Origin of the sequence: Bradyrhizobium sp., assembly GCF_035309285.1 — a bacterium.
Lineage (GTDB): Bacteria > Pseudomonadota > Alphaproteobacteria > Rhizobiales > Xanthobacteraceae > Bradyrhizobium.
This window is the reverse complement of sequence record NZ_DATGFH010000047.1, coordinates 1-25,889: the sequence shown is the minus strand read 5'-3', so window position 1 is coordinate 25,889 and position 25,889 is coordinate 1. Positions and strand designations below refer to the sequence as shown.

The 25,889-nt window shown below is 63.8% G+C and carries 23 protein-coding genes; 14 read left to right on the top strand and 9 right to left on the bottom strand.

Annotation, left to right across the window (positions count from 1 at the left end):
- Together VKR55_RS10190 and secG are read right to left on the bottom strand one after the other, a co-directional pair.
- Positions 1 to 1,329, bottom strand: a 1,329-nt coding sequence (locus tag VKR55_RS10190; protein WP_324402452.1) for a CTP synthase, incomplete at its 3' end; no start/stop codon positions are given.
- A gap of 167 nt (positions 1,330 to 1,496) precedes the next feature.
- On the bottom strand, positions 1,497 to 1,886 hold the full coding sequence (gene secG / locus VKR55_RS10185) for a preprotein translocase subunit SecG (protein ID WP_324402450.1): 390 nt from the start codon (positions 1,884 to 1,886) through the stop codon (positions 1,497 to 1,499).
- Positions 1,887 to 2,087: 201 nt separating this feature from the next.
- Here secG and VKR55_RS10180 point away from each other — a divergent pair, with 201 nt between their 5' ends.
- The 3 genes from VKR55_RS10180 to VKR55_RS10170 are packed head-to-tail and all read left to right on the top strand — an operon-like array spanning position 2,088 to position 3,523.
- Positions 2,088 to 2,654, top strand: coding sequence for a helix-turn-helix domain-containing protein (locus tag VKR55_RS10180; protein WP_324402448.1), 567 nt, complete (start codon positions 2,088 to 2,090; stop codon positions 2,652 to 2,654).
- Between the two features lie 6 nt (positions 2,655 to 2,660).
- Positions 2,661 to 2,996 carry a hypothetical protein gene (locus tag VKR55_RS10175; RefSeq protein ID WP_324402446.1) on the top strand — a complete coding sequence of 112 codons (336 nt, stop codon included), beginning with the start codon at positions 2,661 to 2,663 and terminating at the stop codon, positions 2,994 to 2,996.
- Between the two features lie 5 nt (positions 2,997 to 3,001).
- Positions 3,002 to 3,523, top strand: coding sequence for a GNAT family N-acetyltransferase (locus VKR55_RS10170; RefSeq protein WP_324402444.1), 522 nt, complete (start codon positions 3,002 to 3,004; stop codon positions 3,521 to 3,523).
- A 1-nt stretch (position 3,524) separates the two neighbouring features.
- On the opposite strand, the gene tpiA is transcribed toward VKR55_RS10170, so the two are convergent.
- Positions 3,525 to 4,280: a triose-phosphate isomerase gene (tpiA, locus tag VKR55_RS10165; RefSeq protein WP_324402442.1), complete on the bottom strand. Its 756-nt coding sequence runs from the start codon at positions 4,278 to 4,280 to the stop codon at positions 3,525 to 3,527.
- Positions 4,281 to 4,514: 234 nt separating this feature from the next.
- On the opposite strand from tpiA, the gene VKR55_RS10160 reads away from it, so the two are divergent.
- The 5 genes from VKR55_RS10160 (at position 4,515) to VKR55_RS10140 (ending at position 11,867) form a co-directional block, all read left to right on the top strand.
- Positions 4,515 to 6,416 carry a peptidylprolyl isomerase gene (locus VKR55_RS10160; protein ID WP_324402439.1) on the top strand — a complete coding sequence of 634 codons (1,902 nt, stop codon included), beginning with the start codon at positions 4,515 to 4,517 and terminating at the stop codon, positions 6,414 to 6,416.
- A gap of 24 nt (positions 6,417 to 6,440) precedes the next feature.
- Complete coding sequence (gene trpD, locus VKR55_RS10155) at positions 6,441 to 7,454, top strand: anthranilate phosphoribosyltransferase (protein WP_324402437.1); 1,014 nt, start codon at positions 6,441 to 6,443, stop codon at positions 7,452 to 7,454.
- A 14-nt stretch (positions 7,455 to 7,468) separates the two neighbouring features.
- Positions 7,469 to 8,290, top strand: a complete 822-nt coding sequence (gene trpC / locus VKR55_RS10150) for an indole-3-glycerol phosphate synthase TrpC (protein ID WP_324402435.1) — start codon at positions 7,469 to 7,471, stop codon at positions 8,288 to 8,290.
- Positions 8,290 to 8,784, top strand: a complete 495-nt coding sequence (gene moaC, locus VKR55_RS10145; RefSeq protein WP_324402433.1) for a cyclic pyranopterin monophosphate synthase MoaC — start codon at positions 8,290 to 8,292, stop codon at positions 8,782 to 8,784. The genes trpC and moaC overlap by 1 nt, the downstream gene beginning before the upstream one ends.
- 353 nt (positions 8,785 to 9,137) lie before the next feature.
- Positions 9,138 to 11,867, top strand: coding sequence for a bifunctional diguanylate cyclase/phosphodiesterase (locus VKR55_RS10140; RefSeq protein ID WP_324402431.1), 2,730 nt, complete (start codon positions 9,138 to 9,140; stop codon positions 11,865 to 11,867).
- 81 nt (positions 11,868 to 11,948) lie between these two features.
- Here the strand turns inward: VKR55_RS10140 and VKR55_RS10135 are convergent, their stop codons facing one another.
- Positions 11,949 to 13,283: a S41 family peptidase gene (locus VKR55_RS10135; RefSeq protein ID WP_324402429.1), complete on the bottom strand. Its 1,335-nt coding sequence runs from the start codon at positions 13,281 to 13,283 to the stop codon at positions 11,949 to 11,951.
- A 59-nt stretch (positions 13,284 to 13,342) separates the two neighbouring features.
- Positions 13,343 to 14,527 (bottom strand): NADH:flavin oxidoreductase/NADH oxidase, encoded by a 1,185-nt coding sequence (locus VKR55_RS10130; protein WP_324402427.1) that lies wholly within the window; start codon positions 14,525 to 14,527, stop codon positions 13,343 to 13,345.
- Between the two features lie 187 nt (positions 14,528 to 14,714).
- Between VKR55_RS10130 and VKR55_RS10125 the strand changes: the two genes are divergently transcribed.
- Together VKR55_RS10125 and VKR55_RS10120 are read left to right on the top strand one after the other, a co-directional pair.
- Entirely contained in the window at positions 14,715 to 15,842 is a 1,128-nt protein-coding gene (locus VKR55_RS10125) for an alpha-hydroxy acid oxidase (RefSeq protein ID WP_324402425.1), read from the top strand.
- 66 nt (positions 15,843 to 15,908) lie between these two features.
- Entirely contained in the window at positions 15,909 to 16,538 is a 630-nt protein-coding gene (locus VKR55_RS10120; protein WP_324402422.1) for an HAD-IA family hydrolase, read from the top strand.
- A gap of 78 nt (positions 16,539 to 16,616) precedes the next feature.
- Here VKR55_RS10120 and VKR55_RS10115 read toward each other — a convergent pair whose 3' ends face one another.
- Positions 16,617 to 17,879 (bottom strand): lipase family protein, encoded by a 1,263-nt coding sequence (locus VKR55_RS10115; RefSeq protein WP_324402420.1) that lies wholly within the window; start codon positions 17,877 to 17,879, stop codon positions 16,617 to 16,619.
- A gap of 696 nt (positions 17,880 to 18,575) precedes the next feature.
- Here VKR55_RS10115 and VKR55_RS10110 point away from each other — a divergent pair.
- The 4 genes from VKR55_RS10110 (at position 18,576) to VKR55_RS10095 (ending at position 21,726) form a co-directional block, all read left to right on the top strand.
- Positions 18,576 to 19,787 carry a molybdopterin molybdotransferase MoeA gene (locus tag VKR55_RS10110; protein ID WP_324402418.1) on the top strand — a complete coding sequence of 404 codons (1,212 nt, stop codon included), beginning with the start codon at positions 18,576 to 18,578 and terminating at the stop codon, positions 19,785 to 19,787.
- A 217-nt stretch (positions 19,788 to 20,004) separates the two neighbouring features.
- Entirely contained in the window at positions 20,005 to 20,700 is a 696-nt protein-coding gene (gene lexA, locus VKR55_RS10105; RefSeq protein WP_324402415.1) for a transcriptional repressor LexA, read from the top strand.
- 268 nt (positions 20,701 to 20,968) lie between these two features.
- A complete protein-coding gene (locus VKR55_RS10100) occupies positions 20,969 to 21,397 on the top strand; it encodes a hypothetical protein (protein ID WP_324402414.1) in 429 nt (142 codons plus the stop codon).
- An 89-nt stretch (positions 21,398 to 21,486) separates the two neighbouring features.
- Positions 21,487 to 21,726 carry a hypothetical protein gene (locus tag VKR55_RS10095; RefSeq protein WP_324402412.1) on the top strand — a complete coding sequence of 80 codons (240 nt, stop codon included), beginning with the start codon at positions 21,487 to 21,489 and terminating at the stop codon, positions 21,724 to 21,726.
- A gap of 63 nt (positions 21,727 to 21,789) precedes the next feature.
- Here the strand turns inward: VKR55_RS10095 and VKR55_RS10090 are convergent, their stop codons facing one another.
- The 3 genes from VKR55_RS10090 to VKR55_RS10080 form a co-directional block, all read right to left on the bottom strand.
- Positions 21,790 to 24,072 (bottom strand): ComEC/Rec2 family competence protein, encoded by a 2,283-nt coding sequence (locus tag VKR55_RS10090; protein WP_324402410.1) that lies wholly within the window; start codon positions 24,070 to 24,072, stop codon positions 21,790 to 21,792.
- 100 nt (positions 24,073 to 24,172) lie between these two features.
- Complete coding sequence (locus VKR55_RS10085) at positions 24,173 to 24,361, bottom strand: META domain-containing protein (protein WP_324402408.1); 189 nt, start codon at positions 24,359 to 24,361, stop codon at positions 24,173 to 24,175.
- An 89-nt stretch (positions 24,362 to 24,450) separates the two neighbouring features.
- Positions 24,451 to 25,889 (bottom strand): glutamine--tRNA ligase/YqeY domain fusion protein (locus VKR55_RS10080; protein ID WP_324402406.1); only part of this gene is annotated, 1,439 nt, incomplete at its 5' end.

Sequence of the window (25,889 nt, the reverse complement as noted above, 5' to 3'; positions counted from 1 at the left end):
GTAAGCACCCAGCCGCATGCTGCCGCCGAGGTCACTGCCTTCGTTGCGCCGCTCGACCACGTTGCCACGCATCCATTCGGTCATCAGCCCGACGACCGGCTCGTCGGTCGGACCGAATTCGGTGGAGTTCGCCCCGGCAATGCCTGCGAGGTTGCGCGCCCCTTCGATCACCGCCATCTGCATGCCGAAGCAAATGCCGAAATAAGGCACGTTGCGCTCGCGCGCGAACTGCGCCGCGCGGATTTTGCACTCGGCGCCACGCTGGCCGAAGCCGCCGGGCACCAGGATGCCGTTGACGTGCTCCAGGAACGGCGCTGGATCCTCGTTCTCGAACACCTCGCTCTCGATCCAGTCGAGATTGACCTTCACCTTGTTGGCGATGCCGCCATGCGACAGCGCTTCGATCAGCGACTTATACGCGTCCTTCATGCCGGTATATTTGCCGACGATGGCGATGGTGACATCGCCTTCGGGGTTGCGGATACGCTCGTTGATGGTGTTCCAGCTTTGCAGCGCCGGCGGAATCCTCGGCGCAATTCCGAAGGCCGCCAGCACCTCGTCGTCGAGGCCGGCGGCGTGATAGGCCTCGGGCACGGCGTAGATGTTGTCGACGTCGCGCGCTTCGATAACGGCGCTTTCGCGTACGTTGCAGAACAGCCCGAGCTTGCGCCGCTCCTCCTTCGGGATTGCACGATCGGTGCGGCACAGCAGGACATCCGGCTGGATGCCGATCGAGCGCAATTCCTTCACCGAGTGCTGGGTCGGCTTGGTCTTCAATTCGCCCGCGCTGGGGATGTACGGCAATAACGTCAGATGGATGTAGATCGCGTGATCGCGCGGCAACTCGTTCTTGAGCTGGCGGATCGCCTCGAAGAACGGCAGGCCCTCGATGTCGCCGACCGTGCCGCCGATCTCGACCAGCACGAAATCGTAGTCGTCATTGCCATCAAGGATGAACTCCTTGATGGCATTGGTGACATGCGGCACCACCTGGATCGTGGCGCCGAGATAGTCGCCGCGCCGCTCCTTGGTCAGGATATCCTGGTAGATACGCCCCGTGGTGATGTTGTCGGCCTTGCTGGCCGGCCTGCCGGTGAAGCGTTCGTAATGGCCAAGATCGAGATCGGTCTCGGCGCCGTCATCCGTCACGAAGACTTCGCCGTGCTGATACGGCGACATCGTGCCGGGATCGAGATTGAGATAGGGGTCGAGCTTGCGAAGCCGGACCTTGTAGCCACGGGCCTGAAGCAGCGCGCCCAAAGCCGCCGATGCCAGACCCTTTCCGAGCGAGGAAACCACGCCGCCGGTGATGAAGATGTACCGCGCCATGGGACTTTACCTTTAAGGCCAGCGGGCCGATTCGCCAAAACGATTCGCCGCGCGCGACCAAGTTTTTGCGCGGCTGTGGGTATGCAAGAAATGAAAGTTCTATCAGCGGCTTGATGGGGATTCCTGATGCAGGAAGCTAGCCCAGCTTCCCGCATGGCCACCCTGCTTTATTGTGACTGCGGCGCCTGCGGCGCGGCCGGTGCCTGCTTCTGCTGCTGCTCGGCCTTCTTGAGGGTATCGAGCACGCCGCCTGAGGTCGGCGGCTTGACCGGCGTAGCCCCGCCCGGCTGGGTCTGCGACGCCGGCGCCTGCGCACCGATGATCGAGGTCGGCTTGCGCTCAAGACCGGCGAGCCACGACAGAAGAAGGCTGGTGACAAAGAAGCCCACTGCCAGGATGGCCGTCGTCCGCGTCAGGAGATTGGCCGTGCCGCGACTCGACATGAAGCCCGCGCCACCCCCCATACCGAGGCCGCCGCCCTCGGACTTCTGCAACAGCACCGCGCCGATCAGCACGGCGACGATCATGAGGTGAACGACGATGATAACAGTCTGCATCTCAACCTTCCGTCACAAGCCTAAGCGTGGCCGGCCTCCGGCTCGTGGACTTGCAAGGCTTTCGTGAAGTCGCGCGGTGTTACACGATTGCACCGGGATTTGTCACCCCCGACATAGGCGCGACGCGCCGTCTCGCAAGCAATTCGGGGCCGCGACTTTCGGGCCTTGAACGCCCCACCCATTCTCTACTATAATAGACGAATGGATACTTTGATAGACGATCTGAGCCAGCGCCTCGCGCAGCGTTTGCGGCTGGAACGTGACAGCCGCGGCTGGTCGCTGGCCGATCTCGCCGAGCGCGCGGGCGTGTCGAAGGCCACCATCAGCAAGATCGAGCGCGCCGAGGTCAGTCCGACCGCGGTCGTGCTGGTCCGGCTCGCCAGCGCCTTTGATCTCACGCTGGCGGGCCTGATGCTCCGCGCCGAGAGCCAGGGCGGACGCCTGTCGCGCGCTGCGGAACAGCCGGTCTGGCGCGATCCCGAGACCGGCTATCTGCGCAAGCAGGTGTTCAGCCGTCCCGATCATCCCGTCGAGATCGTGCGGGTGGAATTGCCGCCGCGGCAGCACGTAACGCTGCCAGCGTCCTCTTACGCCCACATCCGTCAGCTCGTCTGGGTGCAGAGCGGCAACCTCGTCATCACCGAGGGCGGTGAGCGGCATTCGCTTGGCCCGGGCGATTGCCTCGGCTTCGGGCAGCCCACCGACACCACCTTTGCCAATGAAACCAACACGGCGTGCGTCTATGTCGTCGCGCTGGCGCGGACCTAGCCGATCATGTTGGAGGTCGAGATCCCCGTTGGCCACAACGGCGGTCCGCCGCTCGACGAAGAGCACATGCCGGAATGGGGCAACGGCGGCATCGGTAATTACTTTTACTGGAAGGCCGCGCACCGCGCCGCCTGGCACAACCCCTCACCCGGAATTGTCGCGTTTCGCCTTCGCAAGGCCGAGCGGCTGGGGCTCACCTATGAGGAGTACACGCTCGAAATTCTCGAGCGCGGCCGTCATCTCCAGCTTGAGGACGTCGAACGGATCGCCGCGATCAAGCAGAGACGAGGTAAGCCGGTCAAAACTGAATTTCCTGCAAGGACCGTCAACGTCGGGAGTTAATCGTCGTGCGGCACATCCAGATCAAGGCACTCAGTCCCTCGCCCGACATCCTCGCCATGCTGAGCGACATGCTCATTGAAACCGTCGCGCACGGCGGCTCGGTGAGCTTCATGCATCCGCTGCAGCCAGAAATGGCCAATGCCTTTTGGGAGAACTCGCTCGCCGCCGCTACGCGCGGAGAGCGGATCGTTCTGGGGGCCCTCGATGGCGATTTGCTGGTTGGAACGGTGACGCTGCTGCTTGATCTTCCGCCGAACCAGCCGCATCGGGCCGAGATCGCAAAAATGATGACGAAAGTCAGCCATCGCAAGCGAGGCATCGCGACCGCGCTGATGCGCGCGGCCGAGCGGATGGCCTTCGCACGCGGACGCACGCTGCTCGTGCTCGACACCGCCGTCGATGAAGGCGCCTCGCCGCTCTACGAAAGCCTCGGATTCAACCTGACCGGGATCATTCCAGACTACGCGCTGAAGCCGCATGGCGGCCTCACGGGCACGATGATCTATTGGAAGCGCATTGCTGCCTAGTCTAGCAGCCCGCGGCAATCGCCAGGAAATCCGACGCCTTCAGGCTCGCGCCGCCGACCAGCGCGCCGTTGACATTGGCAACCGCCATCAGTTCGGCCGCATTCGACGGCTTGACCGAGCCGCCATAGAGGATGCGGATCTTGCCGCCCTCCGCCTTGAACCGGCTTGTGAGCTGATCGCGGATAAGGCGATGAACCTGTTCGACATCCTGCGGCGTTGGCGTGAGCCCGGTTCCAATCGCCCAGACCGGCTCATAGGCCACCACCAGATTGGCTGCCGTTGAAGCGTCCGGCAGCGAGCCCGAGAGCTGTGCGCCACAGATGTCCAACGTCTTGCCGGCGTCGCGCTGCTCGCGCGTCTCGCCGATACAGACGATCGCGACAAGGCCGGCGCGCCAGGCGGCCTCCGCCTTCTGCCGCACCAGCGCGTCGCTCTCACCGTGATCGGCGCGCCGTTCGGAATGGCCAACGATAATTGCGGTCGCGCCGGCATCGGCCAGCATCTCGGCCGAGAGATCGCCGGTGTGGGCGCCGGAGGCCTTGGGGTGGCAATCCTGCGCTCCGACCGCAAAGGCCCTCGTGCCCTGTACTTTCCCGGCAAAGGCGGCAATCAGGGTCGCTGGTGGACAGACCAGAAGATCGGCCTTGCCGGCAACCTTGGCCGCGCCGGCGAGCATGGCATCGAATTCGCCCAGGGAGGCCCTGAGGCCGTTCATTTTCCAGTTGCCGGCGATCAGCGGCCGGATGGCATCCGTCATGGCGCGATTCCCAGTTCATTCAGTGCGCAGCGCTAGCAGAGCCGCCCCGGCAGTTCCAGACCGGCCGCCCGACATTAACCGTTTCGCGCGGGATGCGGTCAGGCGGTCGTTCCGGAGGGCTTAAGGTTGCGACCGGGCGACTGCCACTTTATGATGCTTTATCAATTCGGTGACGCCCGTTTGCGAAGTCCGCTATAAGGCGCACCCTTTCCCTCCTTAAGACAAGTTGGACCTATGCTTCGAGGAATACGCAAAGCCTCATCAAACTGGCTCGGCAAGGCGATTATGACGGTTGCGATGGGCGCGCTGATCGTCAGTTTCGGCATTTGGGGTATTGCGGACATTTTCCGCGGCTTCGGGCAGTCGACGCTCGCGAAAGTCGGACATACCGAGATTTCGCTGAACGAGTTCCGCCAAACCTATACCGACCGGCTCCAGCAGATCGGGCGCCAGTTTGGTCGTCCCCTGACCCAGGAACAGGCGCACGCCTTCGGCTTCGACCGCCAGGTACTGCAGCAGACGCTGGCCGAAGCCGCGCTCGATGAGAGGGCGCGTCAGCTTGGCCTCGGGCAATCCGATGCCGAAACCATGCGCGTGATCTTTGCCGATCCGAACTTCAAGGGGATGAACGGTCAATTCGACCCGGCCCGCTTCGAGGCCATCATCCGCAACTTCGGCTACAGCGAAGCTCACTATCTCGCCGATCAAAAGCGTGTCTCGCTGCGCGGCCAGCTTGCGGGAACGATTTCCGCGGGCCTTTCGCCCTCGAACACGCTGATGGATGTCTTGTACCGTTTCCAGAACGAGCGGCGCTCGATCGAGTATGTCAGGCTCGGCCCGGCCCAGGCCGGGACGATTGATCCGCCCTCGCCGGAGGTGCTTGCCAGCTACTTCGACAAGCACAAGGCGCAATTCCGCGCGCCCGAATACCGCAAGATCGCCTTTGTAGCGATCACGCCGGAAGAGATCGGCAAATGGTCCGACGTGTCGGATGAGGACGCCAAGAAGCTGTTCGAGCAACGCAAGGACAAGCTCGGCACGCCGGAGAAGCGTCAGGTCTCGCAGATCGTCTTCCCCAATGTCGACGAAGCGCAGGCCGCGCGCAGCCGTATCGCCTCCGGCACGTCGTGGGACGATCTCGTCAAGGAGCGCAAGCTCAAGGAGTCCGATGTCGATCTCGGCCTCGTCGCCAAATCCAGCATTCTCGATCCTGCAGTTGCGAACGCCGCGTTCTCGCTGCCGTCAGGCGAGATCAGCCAGCCGGTACAGGGCCGCTTCGGCGTGGCGCTGGTCAAGGTCGGTGTGATCCAACCAGGGATCAAGCCGGACTATGCGAGTGTGGCGCAGGATCTGAAGAAAGAGATCGCCATGGAGCGTGCCCACGACAAGGTCGGGGAACTGCGCGACAAGATGGAGGACGAACGCGGCGGCGGTGCCAGCGTCGTCGAGGCGGCGAAAAAGCTCGGGCTCGCCTCCGTTACCATCGACGCCGTCGATCGTTCCGGCAAGACGCCGACAAGCCAGCCGGCTACCAAAATCCCTCCCGGCCTCGACGTGGTGTCGCAGGCTTTCAACAGCGACGTCGGCGTCGACAACGACCCGATTTCCTATCACGGTGGCTACGTCTGGTACGACGTGCTCGGCATCACCCCACCGCGCGACCGCACGCTGGATGAGGTGAAAGACCAGGTCGAGACGCGCTGGAAGGATGACCAGATCGCAACCCGCCTCCGCACCAAGGCGACCGATATGGTCCAGAAGCTCGGCCAGGGCGGCAAGCTTGCCGACGAAGCGGCAGGCATCGGCGCCAAGGTCGAAACCGCAGCGAGCTTCAAGCGCGAGGATTCGCCGCCCGGCGTGCCCTCGGGCCTGATTGCGGCCGCCTACCGGACCGCAAAGGACGGCGCCGGCCAGACGCCGGGTACCGGCCCGACCGAATGGATCGTGTTCCGCGTCACCGACGACACGGTGCCGCCGATCGATCTCAATTCGGCCGACATGAAAAAGCTGAAGGACCAGCTTGTGCGCGGCCTCGCCGACGAGCAGGTTGCGCTCTATGTTGCCAAGCTCGAAAAGGAGATCGGCACCTCCGTCAACGAAGCCGCTTTCGCGCAAGTGACCGGCGCCCAGCAATAACCGAGTAAGTTCCGAAAGTACGCGATGGACGAGCTTAAATCGATCATTGGAAAAGTCGCCACCGGCGCCACGCTCTCGCGGGAGGAATCGGCCGCTGCTTTCGACAGCATGATGTCCGGCGAAGCCACGCCCTCGCAGATGGGAGGACTGCTGATGGCGCTGCGGGTCCGCGGCGAGACCGTGGACGAGATCACCGGCGCTGTATCGGCGATGCGTGCCAAGATGCTGCGGGTGACCGCACCGCCCAACGCGGTCGATATCGTCGGCACCGGCGGTGATGGTTCGGGCTCGGTCAACGTCTCGACCTGTGCCTCCTTCATTGTCGCGGGCGTCGGTGTTCCGGTCGCCAAGCACGGCAATCGCGCACTGTCGTCGCGCTCGGGGGCAGCGGACGTGCTCGCCTCGCTCGGGGTCAAGATCGACCTTAAGCCCGAGCAGGTCGGGCGCTGCGTCAAAGAGGCCGGGATCGGCTTCATGTTCGCGCCGTCGCACCATCCCGCGATGAAGAATGTGGGCCCGACCCGTGTCGAGCTCGCCACCCGAACGATCTTCAACCTGCTTGGTCCCCTGTCCAATCCGGCTGGCGTCAGCCGCCAGATGGTCGGCGTGTTCTCGCGGCAATGGGTGCAGCCGCTCGCGCAAGTGCTGAAGAATCTTGGCGCGGAATCCGTCTGGGTGGTGCATGGCTCCGATGGCCTCGATGAGATCACCCTCACCGGGCCGACCTTCGTCGCGGCGCTGGAGAACGGCAGCATCCGCAGCTTCGAGGTAACGCCAGAGGAAGCCGGCTTCACCCGCGTCGGCGGCGATGCGTTGAAAGGCGGCGACGCCGACGCCAATGCGGTCGCGCTGCAAAGCGTGCTCGACGGCGAACCCAGTGCCTATCGCGACGTAGCGCTGCTCAACGCGGCGGCGGCGCTGATCGTCGCCGGCAAGGCCAAGAGCCTTGCCGACGGCGTCGCGCTTGGCAGGCAATCGCTCGACAGTGGAGCAGCGGCCGCGCGGCTGAAGCATCTTATCGCGGTCTCGAACAGCTAGCGGCAAGGCGGGCGATGTCCGACATCCTGACCAAGATCGAAGCTTATAAGCGCGAGGAGATCGCGGCCGCCAAGCGCGCCCGCCCGCTTTCAGACGTGGAGGCTCGCGCGAAAGCCGCCTCGGCGCCGCGTGGTTTCCTTCGCGCCATCCGGCGCAAGCTCGCCGTCGGCGAATACGCGCTGATTGCCGAAGTCAAGAAGGCTTCGCCCTCCAAGGGGCTTATCCGCCCCGATTTCGATCCTCCGGCGCTCGCGAAGGCCTATGAAGCGGGCGGCGCGGCGTGCCTCTCGGTGCTGACCGATGCGCCTTCCTTCCAGGGCCATCTCGACTTCATGGTGGCTGCGCGTAAGGCGACCAGCCTGCCGGTGCTGCGCAAGGACTTCATGTTCGACCCCTACCAGGTCGCGGAAGCGCGTGCCCATGATGCCGACTGCATCCTGATCATCATGGCCGCGCTCGACGATGCCGCGGCAAGGGACATCGAGGACGCGAGCCTTGCCTACGGCATGGACGTGCTGATCGAAATCCATGATCGCGCCGAACTCGAGCGCGCGCTCAAGCTTCGCTCGCCGATGATCGGCGTCAACAACCGCAATCTGCGCACCTTCGAGACGACGCTCGCGACCAGCGAGGCGCTGGCGCCGCTGATTCCCAAGGACCGCGTGATCATCGGCGAGAGCGGCATCTTCGCCCCGTCCGACCTGTCGCGGCTCGCGCACGTCGGCATATCCACCTTCCTGGTCGGCGAAAGCCTGATGCGGCAAGCCGATGTCGCGGCTGCCACAAGCGCGCTGCTCGCGCGCAGTGAAGCGCTTGGCTCCATGGGCGCGCGCTGATGGCGCGGCAATCCTTCAAAGGCCGCGCCCTCACCCATATCGATGCCGGCGGCGAAGCCCGCATGGTCGACGTGTCCGAGAAGTCCGCCACTGAACGGACCGCGATCGCCGAAGGCCGCGTCGTCATGAGCAAGGCGACGCTGAAGCTGGTCCAGTCCGGCAACGCGAAGAAGGGCGATGTGCTCGGCGTCGCGCGTGTCGCCGGCATCATGGCGGCGAAGCGGACGCACGAGCTGATTCCGCTCTGTCATCCGCTGGCGCTGTCGAAGGTCACGCTCGATATTTCACCGGACCCAAAACTTCCGGGATGCCTGGTGCGCGCCACCGTCAAGGTGACCGGCCCCACCGGCGTCGAGATGGAAGCGCTCACCGCGGTATCCATCGCCTGCCTCACCATCTACGACATGATCAAGGCTGTCGAGCGCGGCGTGCGCATCGAAGGCATTCACCTCGTCGAGAAAATGGGCGGCAAGTCGGGCCACTACCACGCCTGAACGCCGGGCTCATCGCGCAAATTTCTTCGGCAAGTTATCGTGACCTCTCCCTCACGGCAGGAGCGGAGCGACCGTTCACTGCCCAACTCGCGCCAGACGGCTCACGTTGCAGATGGTTAAGTTTTGGTGAGCACCGGCGCGCAAGGAGGCTTGTTCCCTGTTCGCCACCTCTCGCCCGGCAACGGCCGCTGCGCGCTATCGTGCTGCGCGATATCAGCCGCAATTCACGACCTGCGGTTAACCCCCGATTTACCGAGATTGCTAACGCGGGCTCCATCTGGGCGTCGTAGCTTGCGCGCGCGACGGTGCGTCGACGGGCGCCCGCTCAACAAAGCCTCGGCCAGACCAGACGCATGATGAAGAATGCCAACGCCTCGATCGACGTGAAGAGCTCCGCGCGCGGCGGCCCGATCCGCGGACTTGTCGTCGGCGGACTGCTTCTGATTGCGGCGATCGCGATCGGCACCACGATCATGGCCGGCAATTTCCGCGAGCGTGCGCTGGAAAGCGCGGAACGGCAGCTCGAAAACACCGTGCTGTTGATGGCCCGTCATTTCGATCAGCAACTCGAGGACTTCATGAGCATCCAGCGCGAGATCGTCGCGCAACTCGAGGCGTCGCGCATTCCGACGCCCGAGGCCTTCCGGGCGCAATTGTCGACCCGCGAGTGGCACGAGATGCTTCGCATGCGGCTGCGCGCCTATACCGACGTCGCAGGCGTCAACGTCTTCGATTCCAACGGCGCGTTGATCAACTCGTCGGAATACTGGCCGGTCCCCAATGTGCGGATCGCCGATCGCAATTTTTTCAAGGCGTTCAAATCGGGCTCGCCCTTTGAACGGTTCAGGGTCCAGCTGGTGCAGGGCCGCTTCCAGCGAGGCTGGGCAACGGTATTCGCCTGCAAGGTCACCGGGCCGAACGGCGAATTCCTCGGCGTCGTGACCCGCGCCATCACGCCGGCCGACTTCGAACGGTTCTTTGGCTCCGTGACGCTGGCGCCGGGCTCGGCCATCTCGATGCATCACCGCGACGGCACACTGCTCGCGCGCTATCCTCATGCGGACGGCATGGTCGGACGGAATTTCAGGACCGGTCCGGATGGCCAGCGGAAGGTGTTCGAGCTGAACGAGTATGCCGGGCGCCTCAAGAGCCCGATCGACGGCCAATACCGCCTCGTTGCGTCGCATGCGCTCAGCGAGTTCCCGATCGTGGTCGTCGCCAGCACGACGATGGCCGCCGCGCTCGCCGACTGGCAAGAGCAGATGCGCTTTCTGATCAGCGTCGGCGCCGTATCGGTGCTGCTGATCGCAGTCCTGCTCTTTATCGTCGTGCGCCGGCTGTCGCGCGATCACGCAGCCTCGCAACGGCGCCTCACCCTTGAAAAGCAACGCCTCGACAAGGCCATCGACAACATGACGCAGGGCCTGTTGCTGTTCGATTCATCGAGGCGACTGGTCGTCTGCAACCAACGCTATGTCGAAATGTACGGGCTTTCGCCTGCGATCGTGAAACCCGGAGCGAGCCTGCGCGAGATCATTGAGCATCGCAAAGAGACCGGTTCGTTCGTCGGTGACGCGGACGAATACGTCGATACCACGCTGCGCGAAATCGGTCGCAAGAAGATTACCGTCATCGAGACGCCCGACGGACGCTCGGTGCAGATCGTGAACGAGCCGCTTGCCGACGGCGGTTGGGTCGCGACCCACGAGGACATCACCGAGCGCCGCCGCACCGAGCAGCGCATTGCCCATCTCGCTCACTATGATGCGCTGACCGACCTGCCCAACCGCGCGCTGTTTCACGAGCGGCTGAAGCAGGAGCTGACGCGGATCCCGGTGGGGCAACAGATCGCCGTCTATTACATCGACATCGACGAGTTCAAGAGCGTCAACGACTCCCTCGGCCACCTGATCGGCGACGAGCTTCTGAAATCGATCGCCGTCAGTCTGAACCGCTGCGTCGGCTCCGCCGGCTTTGTCGCCCGTCTCGGCGGCGACGAGTTTGCGATCGTGCAGACCGGCGTCGACACTGCCGAGGACGTCATCGATCTCGTCACCCGTGCCTTCGAGGCGATCCGCGCGCCGTTTGAGTGCCTTGGCCACCAGCTCACCGCCGACGCTTCCATGGGGATCGCGCTGGTGCCGGAGCATGGCACCGATCTCGACCAGATCCTGAAAAACGCCGATCTTGCGATGTATGCCGCGAAGGCCGCAGGCCGCCGCACGTACCGCTTCTTCGCGCCCGAGATGGACGCCCAGGTCCGCGCCCGCCGGCAATTGGAGGTCGACCTGCGCCAGGCAATCACAGCCCGCGCGCTCGAAGTCTACTACCAGCCTTGCGTCAGTCTGCAGGAGAACCGCATCACCGGCTGCGAAGCGCTGGTGCGCTGGCGGCATCCGGAGCGCGGGATGATCTCGCCGGCCGAGTTCATTCCGATCGCCGAGGAAACCGGACTGATCAACCAGCTCGGCGAGTTCGTGCTCACCACCGCCTGCGACGAGGCCGCGACCTGGCCGAGCGACATCCGGCTTGCCGTCAACGTCTCGCCAGTGCAGTTCAAGAGCGGCACGCTGGCGTTGAAGATCATGGCGGCGCTCGCCGCGTCGGGCCTTGCGGCCGGCCGACTGGAGCTGGAAATCACCGAGGCGGTGTTGATCCGCGACGACGAGGCCGCGCTCGCCATCCTGCACCAGCTTCGCGCCATCGGCGTGCGTATCGCGCTTGACGACTTCGGCACCGGCTACTCGTCGCTGAGCTACCTGCAGCGGTTCCCCTTCGACAAGATCAAGGTCGACCGCAGCTTCGTCAAGGACATCACCGAGCCGGACAAGGGCTCCTGCAGCATCGTGCAGGCCGTGGTCAACATCGCCGCCTCCCGTCACATGGCGACGACGGCGGAGGGCGTCGAAACCGAAGCGCAGCGCCAGCTCCTCGGCGAGCTCGGCTGCTCGGAGATGCAGGGCTATCTGTTCAGCCCGGCCAGGCCCGCCGCGCAGATCAGGGAATTATTCGGCTCGCGCCACAGCGTCGCGGCGTCGATCACAATGACGGAGAGCAGGAGACGGCGGCCAAAAACAGCGTAAAAAAGCTCGCAGTTCACCTCCAAAAACATCAGGGCGGCCCCGGGGCCGCCCTGATCATTCAAAATCCCGATCGACGTTCTGTCAATTCGGCACAGACTGCTTGGGCTGCGGCTGCACCTTGGCGTTGACGACGACGCCGCGCAACGTGTTGTAGGCCGCGCCCAGCGCCTTGTCGTCCTTCTCGTCCGGCGGCACGTAGGATTGCGAGCCGCTCTTCTCGGTGCCTTCGGCCGACAGATGCCCGCGCATCGACGCCTCGCCCTTCATGTCGGCACGGCCCTTCATATCATCCGGCACGTCCTGCAGCACCTCGATGTCGGGCTGAATGCCGAGCGCCTGGATCGAGTGGCCGGACGGGGTGTAATAGCGCGCAGTAGTGAGCGCCAGCGCGCCGTTGCCGGCGCCGAGCGGAATAATGGTCTGCACCGAGCCCTTGCCAAAGGACCGCGTGCCGATCAGGGTTGCGCGCTTGTGGTCATGCAGGGCGCCGGCGACGATCTCGGAGGCCGAGGCCGATCCGCCGTTGATCAGCACAACCAGCGGCTTGCCCTTGGTGAGGTCGCCGCCATGGGCGGTGAAGCGCTGGGTTTCCTCCGGATTGCGACCCCGGGTCGAGACAATTTCGCCGCGCGGCAAGAAAGTGCTCGCGACCGAAACCGCCTGATCGAGCAGCCCGCCCGGATTGTTGCGCAAATCCACAACGTAGCCTGCGAGCTTGTCTTGCGGAATTTGTTTCTGGATATCGGCGACAGCCTTGTGCAGGCCGTCAGTGGTCTGCTCATTGAACGAGGTGATCCGGATGTAGCCGATATCGCCGCCGTCGGTGTGATAGCGCACAGGCTTTACCTTAATGATCTCCCGCGTCAGGGTCACGTCGAACGGATCCTTGCCCTTGCGGATGATCTTCAGCTTGGTCTTTGTGTTGACCGCGCCCTTCATCTTGTTGACGGCCTGCTCGAGCGTCAGCCCCTGCACATTCTCGTCGTCGATCTGACTGATCAGGTCGCCCGACAGAAGGCCAGCCTTGGCCGCCGGCGTATCGTCGATAGGAGCCACGACCTTGACGAGGCCGTCCTCCATCGTGACCTCGATGCCGAGACCGCCGAACTCGCCGGAGGTGGTCTCCTGCATCTCGCGCCAGGCCTTGTCGTTCATGTAGCGCGAATGCGGATCGAGCGAGGTCACCATCCCGTTGATCGCGCCTTCGATCAGGTTGGTGTCGCTGGGCTTCTCGACATAGTCGGAGCGGACGCGCTCAAAAACCTCGCCAAAAAGATTGAGCTCGGAATAGGTATCGGCGGCATTGGCCGCAGCCTTGGCCCGGGCAATCCAGTGCTCGCTCTCGGGCCCCGTGACCAGCAGGGTCAAACAGGCGCCGGTCAGCGAACCCACGAGAAATAGGATATTTTTCCGCATATGATGTCCGCCGCCTTCCGCGCTGGATTTGTTGCCCAAATGGGGTCGAAACAGGAGACTCACAACACCTTTCTGGTTTCTTCAAGGCCGACTTGCAAGCCCACCTGATAGGTCGACGGTTGCGTCCCGAATCCTCGCCTGGCCCGTGTCCCGAGCCACCAGCCGAATTGCGGCGGCACGTTCCGGAACGGACCCTCGGCGCCCAATTTCAGGGCAGCATCCATCGGCCAGTTCGGATTATTGAGGATTTCGCGACCAACGGCGATCAAATCCGCCTGACTTTCCCTTAAAATATCTTCCGCCTGGTCGCCATGAATAATCAAACCGACTGCCATGGTCATGATATCGGCGTGGCGGCGGACATATTCCGATAGCGGTACCTGGTAACTGTACTTGATCTCGCGTCCGAGAATCGGCGCCTGATCGGTGATTCCCCCGGACGAGCAATCGATGACGTCGACGCCCTTGGTTTTGAGGATTTTCGCCAGCCGGACACTCTGCTCGGGGCCCCAGCCGGCATTGTCCTCAACCGACAGCCGTACGAACAGCGGCTTGCGCTCGGGCCAATGGGTCCGCACCGCCTCCGCGATCTCGATCAGGAAGCGCATCCGGTTAGCTTCGGAACCGCCATATTCGTCGGTGCGCTGATTCGAGCGCTCCGACAGGAACTCATGCACGAGGTAGCCGTGAGCGCCGTGCAGTTCCAGCACCTCGAAACCTGCTTCATGGGCCCGACGCGCGCCGCGGCCCCACGCCTGCACCAAATCCTTGACTTCATGGCGTTCCAGCGCCCGCGGCACATGCCACTTTTCGCTGTGGGCGATCGCGCTGGGTGCAACCGGCGTCCAAGCGTCCCAATCCTCGACGTTGGGCCGCCGTTGCAACGGCCCGTCGCCCTCCCAGGGCCGGTTGGCGCGCGCCTTGCGGCCGGAATGGCCGAGCTGGATGCCGGCGACCGCGCCCTGCTCGTGGATGAATTTCACCAGCCGCTTCAAGGGCTCGATGAAGGCATCGTCCCAGATGCCGAGATCGCCCACCGTGCCGCAGCCGCGGCGCTCGACCTTGGTTGATTCGACCACGACGAGACCCGCGCCACCGGCAGCGAATTTGCCGGCATTCATCAGGTGCCAGTCGGTCGGAAATCCCTTCACTGCCGAATATTGATGCATCGGCGGCACCACGACCCGGTTTTTCAGCGTCACGCCCCGGATCGAGAACGGGGAAAACAGCATCAAGGAGGACATGATTTCCTCGCGGCATTTTGCTTGAGCCGACGATATCGGCGGCGGGGCGCGCCGCAAAGCCGGAATTCCCGCCGCTGCCAAGCGAGCCTCGCCCGCAAGCCATGCAATTTTGGGATGGCGTGAAGCCGCCGGAAGCGATAGGCGAGAGAGAAACAACAGCCCAACGAAATCATGGGGGGAGCACGTCATGAACGAAGCGATCCGGCCAGCGCGCAATATGGAGCTTGGGGCAAGCAACGAGCCGTTCCAGAACCTGCACGAGTTCGTCCGGAAAGCGCGTGCCAACCTCAACCAGAACGCCTGGGACTACATCGTCGGCGCCGCCGAGACCGAGACCACCCTGCGCCGCAACCGCATGGCGCTGGACGAGATCGCCTTCCGCCCGCGCGTGCTGCGCGACGTCGCCAAGGTCGATGCTTCGGTCGAGCGCTTCGGCCGCAAGATGCGCCTGCCAGTCATGCTGGCGCCGGTCGGCGCACTTGAAATCTTCGATCCCGCAGGTGCCGCCGCGGTCGTGCGCGGCGTCGGGCGGTTCGGCGCCGCGCACATGCTGAGTTCGGTGTCCGACCCCGGTCTCGAGAAGACCGCGGAAGCCGCTCCCGACGCACTCCGCCTGTTCCAGCTCTATGTCCGCGGCGACGACGCCTTCGTCGAGGATCATGTGAGCCGCGCGATCGCCGCCAAATACACGGCCTTTTGTCTGACCGTCGACACCGCCCATTACAGCCGGCGCGAGCGCGACATCGCCAAGCGCTATGTGCGCGAAAGCCGGATGCGCTCGACCGGCGGCGATTACCAGAAGGGGCTTTCGTGGCGCACGGTCAAGCTGATCAAGGACAAGTTCAAGATTCCGCTGATCATCAAGGGCATCGCCACCGCCGAGGACACGAAGATCGCGCTCGATCACGGCGTCGAATGGATCTACGTCTCCAACCATGGCGGCCGCCAGCTCGACCACGGCCGCGGCGCCATGCATGTGCTGCCGGAGATCGTCGAGGCGGCGAAGGGCCGCGCGAAAATCATGGTCGATGGCGGCTTCTGCCGCGGCTCCGACGTCGTGAAGGCGATCGCGGCCGGCGCCGACATCGTCGGCATCGGGCGGCTGCAATGCTGGGCGCTGGCCGCGGCCGGCGAGGCTGGCGTCCTGCGCATGCTGGAACTCCTGGAGGACGAAGTGATGCGCTCGCTCGGGCTGCTCGGCGTCACTTCGTTCAAAGAGCTCGATAAATCGTATCTGCATCCGGCAACCGCAACCAACATGCCGAGCGTGTTCTCGGCCTATCCGCTGCTCGACATCGAGCCCTATCGTTATTGAGCACGCGGCCGGAGCGAATGGCGTGTCATCATTGTCACGCCAATCGGCTTTGTGTATCTGACCGCCATGACCGCTCCCCGTCTTTCCCCGGGCGATGCCGACGCGCTGCTGTTCGATCTCGGTCGCGTCGTGTTCAAGATCGAATTCGACAAGGCGCTGGCCTGCTGGGCCGGCCATGCCGGCTGCGCACCTGCCGACATCGCCTCGCGCTTTGTGCGCGATGACACATACAAGCATCACGAGGTCGGTGCGATCAGCGACGAGGCCTATTTCGACAGCCTGCGCCGTGGCCTGGGCATTACCATCTCCGACAGCCAGTTCCTCGAAGGCTGGAATGCAATCTTCGCCGGCGAGATGGACGGAATCGCGGGGCTGCTGGCGCGCGCCGCGGAACATCTTCCGCTCTATGTCTTCTCCAACACCAACCGCGCGCATGTCGAATATTTCAGCAAGGCCTATGCGCACACGCTAAAACCCTTTCGCGAGCTCTATTACTCCTCCACGATCGGCCACCGAAAGCCGGACGCGGCTGCCTTCGATCACGTCGTGGGCGCCATCGGTGTGCCCGCTTCGCGCATCGTGTTCTTCGACGATATCGGCGAGAATGTCGAAGGCGCGCGGGCTCGCGGCCTGAAGGCGATCCAAGTCAACTCGTCGCGCGATGTTGCCGATGCGCTGACGGCGCTGGGCATTTAGGCCGCCTACTCGTAACCGCTGTTGCGGGATACACCGAAGTGGATGTCCGCCGGCTGTCGCAAAGCACCACGTCCATGTTTATTCTGCCTCCGGGCTGCAGACAGGCGTAACGGTCTTACCGGCCAAAACCGCATCGGCGAACCGAATGGCTTGCGGGAGCAACCTGGTTACGGCCTCATTGTGCGGCGCGCCTGCGTAGAGGTGAGCTTCGATTGTCGTTCCTGCGTTGCAGGCTTTTTTTGTTAGGGCAAGCTGCAGGCTGGCAGGAGCGTCCTGGTCGAGTTCTCCAATGCCCATGAACAGCGGCGCTGACAACTTCAATGATGGATATTCGAGCAGGTGAATATTGGCTAGCAGCGCACGCTCGAATCCTGGCTTGACGCTTTCCGCTCGTGTCAGATGAGAGGAGAGAGCTTCGAGCACGAGCTGCCATACGCAGGCTCGGCGGGTCATCTCGAATAGCGGCATTGCCTTCTCGCTAAACATATCGGACGCTTTCAACGTTGGATCCGACTGTTGAGCCATCAGCCCCAGGTAGAGCGGGTAAACAAGGAGGTAGCTGACCTGCGCGGCAGTGTCGGCGCGCATGGCCGGCGCTGTTTCCGGCGTCATATAGGGGGTCCCCGTTGCGATGACGCCACGCAGGTCGAGTTTGGGCGCGTAGGACGACTGAAGGGCGGCTGCTCCAAACGCTGCCTGTGCTCCTTGCGAATAGCCGGCGAGCAGGACTTTTTTTCCGATCACAGGAAACGATTGCTGCACTGCCCGAACGCTGTCGAGAACCCCATACGCTCCGGGGCGGACGGCCAGGTACGGGTGCGGTCCTAGCGTGCCGAGACCTTGATAATCGGTCGCGACGATAGCGATGCCATGCGCGAGCCAGGTGTTTAGAAACCCTTCGATGCTGGTCGAATACCCAGCCCACGAGGGCGCGCAGATATCAGCCATTCCGGCCGTCTCGTGCGCCCAAGCCATCAAGGGCCAACCGCCGGCCGGTGGCTTGCCGTGCGGCAGGAACAGCAAGCCCGAAACGACAATAGGGGATTTTCCATCTATGCCGTCGATCGAGCTGTACAGGATTCTCAACTGCGTGCCGGCATTCGCGAGGCCCAGCGTCGGCTCCACCTTCTCTTGCCGCAGTAGCTTACCTGGTCGAGGAATTGTCCCCTCCCAACGATAGAAGCGCGAAACGCGGCCGTCTCCCTGGAGTGCGTCTGGCATGCCATTCTGTCCCGCACGAGCCGGCAGAGTCGAGAGAAGAATGGTCGTAAGGAACGTGCCCAGCGTGACCAATATTCTCCTTCGATGAAGGAAGCTGGCGTTCCGCGCCGTTGTCGACATTGACGGCTCCTCTCACGTCGGAGTTGAACGCGTTGCCGCGAACATACCCAATGCGGCACCAGGGTTCGTTGCGACGAGCATTCACGTTCTCGCGACGTGATTTGTCCGAGTCTTGCGCGAATGCCCTCGAAAATCGGAGGGCGCAGGGAATGCCGGGCGCCGTTGCACCCGCGCTCTCGTGTGCTGCAGAAACTTAGAAGAACGCACACGAGTTGGTCACAGGTACAACCGAACACGTCCGGCATTCCCCGCGCGATGTTTGACGACTTATACCGTGCTCTCCTCGGCGTACCGGGCTTTGTAGTCACCGTCGCCTGCAATCAACTCGCGGACTTGACACCAGCATCGGGGTGTCGGGACCACACGGCTTCGTCGGACGCATCACACGCGCTTCGTCCTTGCGCGCCGACAGCGTCCATCGCAACCCGCCTCACGTGTCGTGACGATTGGCCGAACGTCCCTCTCCTCGAGCCGGGCTGTCGGGAAGGATGGGGTTATTTCCGATTTTCGGCAATAGCCTGAAACCTGCGACAAAGTAACACGACGGGCAATTCGCGCATGGCGGATGTGTGCGAATTGCCAGTCGTGTCGAATCGTCCACATGATGGGGATTGCAAGATGCGTCCTGTCCTCACCTTTGCTTCGCGCCATCCACTCCGCTAAAACTCGATCATTCGAGACTTTTGGAGTGCTGCCGTGGCGCTGATGCCGGTTACCGACGCCCTTGCCGCGATCCTTGCCGGCGCCGAGCCGTTGGGCGAGGAGATGGTGGCGCTGGAAGGCGCCCATCATCGCGTGCTTGCGCGCGACATCGCAGCAAAGCGCACCCAGCCGCCGCAGGCGATGTCGGCGATGGATGGCTATGCGGTGCGCGCCGCCGACGCCGCGCAGGTCAATGCCAGGCTCAAGGTGATCGGCGAAGTCGCCGCTGGCCGTCCTTTCGACCGCGCGATTGGCGAGGGCGAGGCGGCGCGCATCTTCACCGGCGGCGTGATCCCCGACGGCGCCGATGCCGTCGTGATCCAGGAAGACACGGTCGCCGACGGCAACGCCATCACCATCACCGAGGCCGCTGCAAAGGGACGGCATATCCGCCCCGCGGGCGTCGACTTCAGGGAGGGCGACGTGCTGCTGTCCGCCGGCAGCCGCCTCACCGAGCGCGATTTGTCGCTCGCAGCGAGCATGAATTATCCGGAACTGCCCGTGCGGCGGCGACCCAAGGTCGCCTTGCTTGCGACCGGCGACGAGCTTGTCATGCCCGGCTCGAGCCCCGGTCCCGGCCAGATCGTCTATTCCAACGGCTATGCGCTGCGCGCGCTCGCCCGCGCCGAGGGTGCCGAAACGATCGACCTCGGGGTTGCCGCCGACACAAAGGAGGCGACCACCGCGGGCATCCGCCGCGCCCGCGAGCTTGCCGCCGATATCCTGGTCACGACCGGCGGCGCCTCCGTCGGCGATCACGATCTCGTAAAGGAATCGCTGGAAGCCGAGAACGTCAGCATCGCGTTCTGGAAGATCGCGATGCGACCGGGGAAACCGATGATGCATGGCCGGCTCGGCGCGATGCGCGTGGTCGGCGTGCCCGGTAATCCCGTGTCCTCCTACGTCTGCACGCTGCTGTTCGTCGTGCCGCTGATTCGCGCTTTGTCCGGCCGCAAAATGATTCACCACGTGCGTGAGACGGCCGTTCTCGGTCGTGATGTCGGCGCCAACGATGTCCGCGAGGACTATCTGCGTGCGCGGCTCGAAGAGCGCGATGACGGCACGCTGATCGCAACGCCCGTCAATCACCAGGACTCCTCGCTGCTTGCGAATCTCGCTGCGGCGCAGGCATTAGTGATACGCGCACCGTTTGCGGAAGCGGCGAAAGCGGGCGCTGGTTGCGAGATCCTTCGGCTGCCGGAATAGGCCTCTGGCCGAGTTCCGACCGGCGCGCTCGCCAAACTTTCGCATGTTCACCTGATATTAAATGGTTGCGGAACACATATCGAACATATAGTGTCCGTTCATGATTTGTTTCGAGGGCTAGTACCGGGAGACCATCTCCCAAGTTTCGAGACTCTTGTCTCGAAATAAGAGTCTCGGAATCGAACGACACCTTTTGAACCCCGGGGGACTGCTCGAGATGCTCACGCGCAAACAGTATGAACTACTGCGTTTCATCAACGAACGGCTGAAGGAAGCCGGCGTACCGCCCTCCTTCGATGAGATGAAGGATGCGCTCGATCTGCGCTCGAAGTCCGGTATCCATCGTCTCATCACGGCGCTGGAGGAGCGCGGCTTTATCCGCCGCCTGCCCAATCGCGCACGCGCCATCGAGGTGATCAAGCTGCCCGAGCTTTCGCCCGGCGGCAGCCGTCGCGGCTTCACGCCGAGCGTGATCGAAGGCAACCTCGGCAAGGTGCGCGGCGGCAACGCCAATGTCGACGACGGCGAACGTCCCGTTGCGGTGCCCGTGATGGGACGAATCGCCGCGGGTACGCCGATCGAGGCGCTGCAGACGAGGAGCCACACCATCAGCGTGCCGCCGGATATGCTCGGAAGCGGCGAGCACTATGCGCTCGAAGTGCGGGGCGATTCGATGGTCGACGCGGGCATCCTCGACGGCGACATGGCGCTGATCCAGCGCAACGACACCGCAGATACCGGCGACATCGTGGTGGCGCTGATCGACGAGGAGGAAGCAACGCTGAAGCGTTTCCGCCGCCGCGGCGCTTCGATTGCGCTCGAGCCCGCCAATACCTCCTATGAAGTCCGCATCCTGCCGCCAAACCGCGTCAAGATTCAGGGCAAGCTGATTGGGCTCTACCGCAAATACTAAGCTCTACCGCAAATACTAAAAAGTGCTAAAGTCGCCGCCGGAGCCCTCCGGCGGCTTTTTTGTTTGTGCGTTTGCGCGAGCCTAGGAACCAAAGGGCTTCAACAGATTTGTGATTAAAGGCCCGAAGGGCCAGCCGTGAAATTGCCTATAACAAGGCTGAGCCTTACGGGGCTGGTGACCACGCTGATAGAGGCCTGTGCCTCAAAGAGCTTGCTGCTCCAACAGTGACAGAGGCGCGGGTTGGCTATCTCGAATGAGGAGCAATCCGATGTGTGACTATAGTTTGCATGCCGTAGCTTCGCGCCCCGCCCAGGTCGGCGAGACGCTGATTACGACGACCTTCCGCGGCACCTCGACCCGCGGTTTCGCATCAGAAAGCGACCCGACCGTCGCCGTCTGCATGCTGCCGGGCACAGAGCTCGCCTTCGAGGACGAGGTCAAATACGACAACCGCTGGATCTGGACGCGGACCATCAATTCCCGCGTTGGAAAGTTCGGCAAGATCGATCCGCACATTCACGATCGCCATCACGACGCGATCGAATTTCCGGATGGAAACTACGTGCTGGTAACCCAGCTTTGCGAGGGACAGCGCGTGAGCGTGCTGCAATTGCCGGTGACCGAGCCGGTGAAGCCGCCGATGCATACGGCAGCCGCAACGGAAGCTCCGGCCGCACAGATTCTTCCGGTCGAGTAAGCTTGCCGGGCTAGACAAGATCTCGCGAAGGTGCCGGCGGGCTCGCGTCCGGCGGCACCTTTTGCCCACAACAAGCGCGGGCGTAGTTGATGGTGAACAAGATTACCTGGCGTCGGGCCGGTGGGGTCACCGAGCCCGGGCGTTACATGTTTACATTCGGCTGGCTCACGGTCACCGAACAAGATCTCGCGATCTGGCAGCAATTTCCCGAAGCCTCATTCACTCTGGTGGAGTTGCCGGCGTCGTCCCGGGAGAGCGGCGAGCCCGACGAGCTTCAGAGTGAGGAGTTTCATCTCGGCACATTCGAGCTGCCGATCACTTCTCACTGAGGCAAGGTCCGCCAAGGCAACGCCAAGCGCAGCTCCGCAAAACAGAGCTCCGGCCAGCCTCGGTTATTCGGCCGTTTGCAAATCCGCTTCCGACGGCGTTGCATCCCGCGCGCGCCGCGGCGGCGGACGTGTTGCGATGAAGCTGTCAGCCCCGTCATCGCCCTTGATGGCGGGCGACCACGGTCGGTCGAATCCGGGGGGCTTTGTTGCTTCCACGTCGAATCCGCCCGCCTTGCGCCACAAGGCCAGCGCGCCCTGCCGGCGCAGCCGCTCGCGGTCGATCACCGACGCCGCGCAATCCAACGGCGGCTGACGGGTGGTCACGACAAGCGTGGCGCGCTCGCAATCGTCCTCCAGCGCGTCGCTACGGAGCGCTTCTGCGACCAGGCCGCCGCCTTCCATCTCCACCACACAGCCCGCATCATCGCAGGAGACGCCATCGGCGAGCGCCGCGTCAGTGGCGCTGCGCGCATCGGCGTCGGCGGCGAGCCATTCCTTGATGAGGAATGCGTCCTTGCTGGTGCGCATCATGTGAAGTCCGCCGTCCTTGCCACGGACGGCGATGGCGTGGCCGTCGCCGGACACCAGAATATCCGGCTGCCGCACGGCAAGCGCCCACACGACCGAGGCTGCAAACACCAGCGCACCGGACCAGCGCAGCGGGGTGCGCAACAATCCCATCAGCACGAGGCCGGCGCTTGCCACGATCATGGGGCCGACGCCGAAGGCCGCCATGCGACCGACCGCGCCGGGCAGGCTTGCGACCCATTGCGTGACCACGATCATCCAGTCGATGCCGATCCCCATCAACCACCAGAAGAAGCCGTCGAGGCCGAAGGGCATGGCGAGCAGACCGAGCAGGCCTGCCGGCATCACCAGCGCCGAGACCACCGGCATCGCCGCGAGGTTGGCGAGCACGCCGTAGGGGGTGACGCGATGGAAATGGAAGGCGGCATAGGGCGTGGTCGCGAATCCTGCGACCAGTGAGGCGAGCAACAGCGTGACGAGCTCGCGCCCACCCCAGAGCGCGACGCGCGCGGTCGCCGAATGATCGGGCTTTGCGAACAGCCGCGGCATGCCGATCTGCACCAGCGCGACGAGGCCAAGGGTTGCCGCAAACGACATCTGGAAGCTCGGATGCACCAGCGCCTCCGGCTGCATTGCGAGCACAATCATCGCTGAGACCGCGAGCGTGCGGAAGGTGATGGCGCGGCGGTCGACGATGACGGCAATCAGCACCACTGCCGTCATGAAGAACGATCGCTGCGTTGCGACATCGTTGCCCGACAGCAAGAGGTAGAAGGCCGCGGCGACGAGCGCGGCGGCCGCCGCCCATTTCTTGATCGGCGCGCTGACGGCAAGGCCGGGGATCAGCGCAAGCAGCGCGCGCACGGCGAAGAACACCACGCCCGCGACCACTGCCATGTGATAGCCGGAGATCGAGAGCACGTGGCCGAGGCCGGAGATGAACATCGCGTCGTTGACGGGCTGGGTGATGGCGTCGCGCCGACCGGTCAGCAGCGCGGTTGCGATCGCGCGCTCGTCGCCGTCGAGGCGCGTGTGGATGCGCGCGTCGACTGCATCGCGCAAGTTCTGCATGAAGGCGTCGTAGCGCAAGCCAAGGCCGCCGCTCTCGGCCGGATCGACGATCTTGATCGCGCCCATCACGAAGCCGGAGGCGCCGATGCCCTGAAAGAACAAATCGCGGGAGAAATTGTAGGAGCCCGGCCGCAGCGGCGCGAGCGGCGGCATCAGCCGCGCCTTCAATTCGACGAAGCTGCCGACATCGGGCGCGGTGCCCTTCTTCACCGAAAGCCGCACGCGCTCAATCCTGGTGGAGAAGCGCGGTGCGTTCATGGTGGTCACGCGCAGCACGAAGCGGTCGGTGCGCTCGCGGATGTCGCGCGTCTCGACGAAGCCGGAGAGCGAGACCGAATAGAGCGGCCGCGCCAGCACGGCATGGCCCACATACGCCGTCCTGCTTGTCGCGGCCGCAAAGCCTGCGGCTATCGCCGCGATCAGCACAGCGCTGACGAAGAACCGGCTTCGCCTGAGCAGGAAGGCGGCGAGGCACAGCACGGCTGCCGTGACGATGGCAACCGGCAGCACGGGCTCGTGCGCGGCAGTGAAATAAAACGCGATGCCGATGCCGAAGGCGACCGGGACCCACGGCATGAGGCGCCCGGCGCCGGCTTCCGCGCGCACCAATGCCCGCAGACGTTCGAGGAAGTCGGTCCAGGCCGGAGCGCCGGATGGCGCCAGCAAGCCCGCCTGCGCGGCCCCGCGCGGCGGCCAGGTTCCCGCAACGCCCTGCGCGCGGCGCCGTGGCCCGTCCCGCACTGCCATACCGCCAATACCCCGCTATTGGCGCGGAGACTACCGGAAGTTGAGGGAACCGGACTAGAGAACAAAAACGGAATCGCGCAGCAGAATCTCGTGCCTGGCCTTACGCCCGGAATGTGTCGGGCGCGACCGGCAATCGCGTCACCGGCGGCGCTTTCGGTGCCGCTTCGCTCGGGTGCGCCTTTTGTACGCCGTGGTGGGTGACATGCTTGCGGTGGAGCGAGCTCGCTGCGCCGGCCGAGAACGCCGGCAGCAGCAGGAAGATGATAGCCAAGGCAACGGACTTTTTCATGGGGGCCCCCTTCAAGGGAGGATCGTTATCTAGGGCCTGGGGCCTGCGTTCGCGTGTGATCCAGATCACGAACGCTGCGATGATGGGGCTTAGCTCTTTCCAACTTCCTTTGCAAAGGTGTCTCGCAAGCCAATGGTTCGGTTCAACACCAGTCGCTCCGGCGTGGAATCCTTGTCACGGACGAAATAGCCCTGGCGCTCGAACTGCATCGGCTCGCTGGAGTTGCTTTCCGCGACCGCAGGCTCGATCCGGGCCTCTTTGAGGACCTCCAGCGAGGCCGGATTGAGGTCGGCGGCGAAGTTCGCGGCATCCGGGCTCGGCTTGGCAAAGAGCTGGCCGTAGAGGCGGATTTCGGCAGGAAGCGAGCAAGCGGCCGGCAGCCAGTGCATGGTCGCCTTGACCTTGCGGCCGTCGGGCGCGTTGCCGCCGCGGGTTGCGGGATCATAGGTGCAACGGAGCTCCGTGACCTCGCCGGCCGTGTTCTTCACCACACCCGTGCACTTGATGAAATAGGCGTAGCGCAGCCGCACCTCATTGCCCGGAGAGAGCCGGAAGAATTTCTTCGGCGGGTTCTCCATGAAATCGTCCTGCTCGATATAGAGCTCGCGGCCGAATGCGATTTTGCGCGTGCCGGCATCGGGATTGTCGGGGTGATTGACGGCCTCGATCTCCTCGACCTGCCCTTCCGGATAGTTCTCGATCACCACTTTGAGCGGCCGCAGCACCGCCATGCGGCGCAGCGCCGTGCGGTTCAGCTCCTCGCGGATGCAGAAATCCAGCATGCTGACGTCGACGACGCTGTTCGCCTTGGCGACGCCAATGCGCTTGACGAATTCGCGGATCGCGGCCGGCGGCACGCCGCGACGCTTCAGCCCGGCAATCGTCGGCATGCGCGGATCGTCCCAGCCTGCGACATGGCCATCACGCACGAGCTGGGTCAGCACGCGCTTTGACAGAACCGTGTAGGTGAGATTGAGACGCGCGAATTCATACTGGTGCGGTTTCGACGGCACCGGCAGTTTTTCGATGAACCAGTCATAGAGCGGCCGGTGATCCTCGAACTCCAGTGTGCAGATCGAGTGCGTAATGCCCTCGATCGCATCCGACTGGCCGTGGGCATAGTCGTAGCTCGGATAGATCGACCATTTGTCGCCGGTGCGCGGATGATGCGCATGCAGGATCCGGTACAGCACCGGATCGCGCAGATTGATGTTGCCCGAGGCCATGTCGATCCTGGCGCGCAGCACCCGCGCACCATTCGGAAACTCGCCCGCCTTCATGCGGCGGAACAGATCGAGGTTTTCCTCCACCGTGCGGTCGCGGAACGGCGAGTTCTTGCCGGGCTCGGTCAGCGTGCCGCGGTTGACGCGGATATCGTGCTGCGTCTGGTCGTCGACATAGGCGAGGCCAGCACGGATGAGACCCTCCGCCCACCCGTAGAGCTTTTCGAAATAGTCGGAGGCGAAGAAGAGGTTCTTGCCCCAGTCATATCCAAGCCACTTCACGTCGGCCTGAATCGAGTCGATGA

What these genes read in the sequence shown, in the direction of transcription:
- secG (WP_324402450.1), bottom strand. Translation starts at nt 1,886, where the DNA reads ATGCAGACTGTTATCATCGTCGTTCACCTCATGATCGTCGCCGTGCTG.
- VKR55_RS10180 (WP_324402448.1), top strand. Translation starts at nt 2,088, where the DNA reads ATGGATACTTTGATAGACGATCTGAGCCAGCGCCTCGCGCAGCGTTTG.
- VKR55_RS10175 (WP_324402446.1), top strand. Translation starts at nt 2,661, where the DNA reads ATGTTGGAGGTCGAGATCCCCGTTGGCCACAACGGCGGTCCGCCGCTC.
- tpiA (WP_324402442.1), bottom strand. Translation starts at nt 4,280, where the DNA reads ATGACGGATGCCATCCGGCCGCTGATCGCCGGCAACTGGAAAATGAAC.
- VKR55_RS10160 (WP_324402439.1), top strand. Translation starts at nt 4,515, where the DNA reads ATGCTTCGAGGAATACGCAAAGCCTCATCAAACTGGCTCGGCAAGGCG.
- trpD (WP_324402437.1), top strand. Translation starts at nt 6,441, where the DNA reads ATGGACGAGCTTAAATCGATCATTGGAAAAGTCGCCACCGGCGCCACG.
- trpC (WP_324402435.1), top strand. Translation starts at nt 7,469, where the DNA reads ATGTCCGACATCCTGACCAAGATCGAAGCTTATAAGCGCGAGGAGATC.
- moaC (WP_324402433.1), top strand. Translation starts at nt 8,290, where the DNA reads ATGGCGCGGCAATCCTTCAAAGGCCGCGCCCTCACCCATATCGATGCC.
- VKR55_RS10140 (WP_324402431.1), top strand. Translation starts at nt 9,138, where the DNA reads ATGATGAAGAATGCCAACGCCTCGATCGACGTGAAGAGCTCCGCGCGC.
- VKR55_RS10135 (WP_324402429.1), bottom strand. Translation starts at nt 13,283, where the DNA reads ATGCGGAAAAATATCCTATTTCTCGTGGGTTCGCTGACCGGCGCCTGT.
- VKR55_RS10130 (WP_324402427.1), bottom strand. Translation starts at nt 14,527, where the DNA reads ATGTCCTCCTTGATGCTGTTTTCCCCGTTCTCGATCCGGGGCGTGACG.
- VKR55_RS10125 (WP_324402425.1), top strand. Translation starts at nt 14,715, where the DNA reads ATGAACGAAGCGATCCGGCCAGCGCGCAATATGGAGCTTGGGGCAAGC.
- VKR55_RS10120 (WP_324402422.1), top strand. Translation starts at nt 15,909, where the DNA reads ATGACCGCTCCCCGTCTTTCCCCGGGCGATGCCGACGCGCTGCTGTTC.
- VKR55_RS10115 (WP_324402420.1), bottom strand. Translation starts at nt 17,879, where the DNA reads ATGTCGACAACGGCGCGGAACGCCAGCTTCCTTCATCGAAGGAGAATA.
- lexA (WP_324402415.1), top strand. Translation starts at nt 20,005, where the DNA reads ATGCTCACGCGCAAACAGTATGAACTACTGCGTTTCATCAACGAACGG.
- VKR55_RS10100 (WP_324402414.1), top strand. Translation starts at nt 20,969, where the DNA reads ATGTGTGACTATAGTTTGCATGCCGTAGCTTCGCGCCCCGCCCAGGTC.
- VKR55_RS10095 (WP_324402412.1), top strand. Translation starts at nt 21,487, where the DNA reads ATGGTGAACAAGATTACCTGGCGTCGGGCCGGTGGGGTCACCGAGCCC.
- VKR55_RS10090 (WP_324402410.1), bottom strand. Translation starts at nt 24,072, where the DNA reads ATGGCAGTGCGGGACGGGCCACGGCGCCGCGCGCAGGGCGTTGCGGGA.
- VKR55_RS10085 (WP_324402408.1), bottom strand. Translation starts at nt 24,361, where the DNA reads ATGAAAAAGTCCGTTGCCTTGGCTATCATCTTCCTGCTGCTGCCGGCG.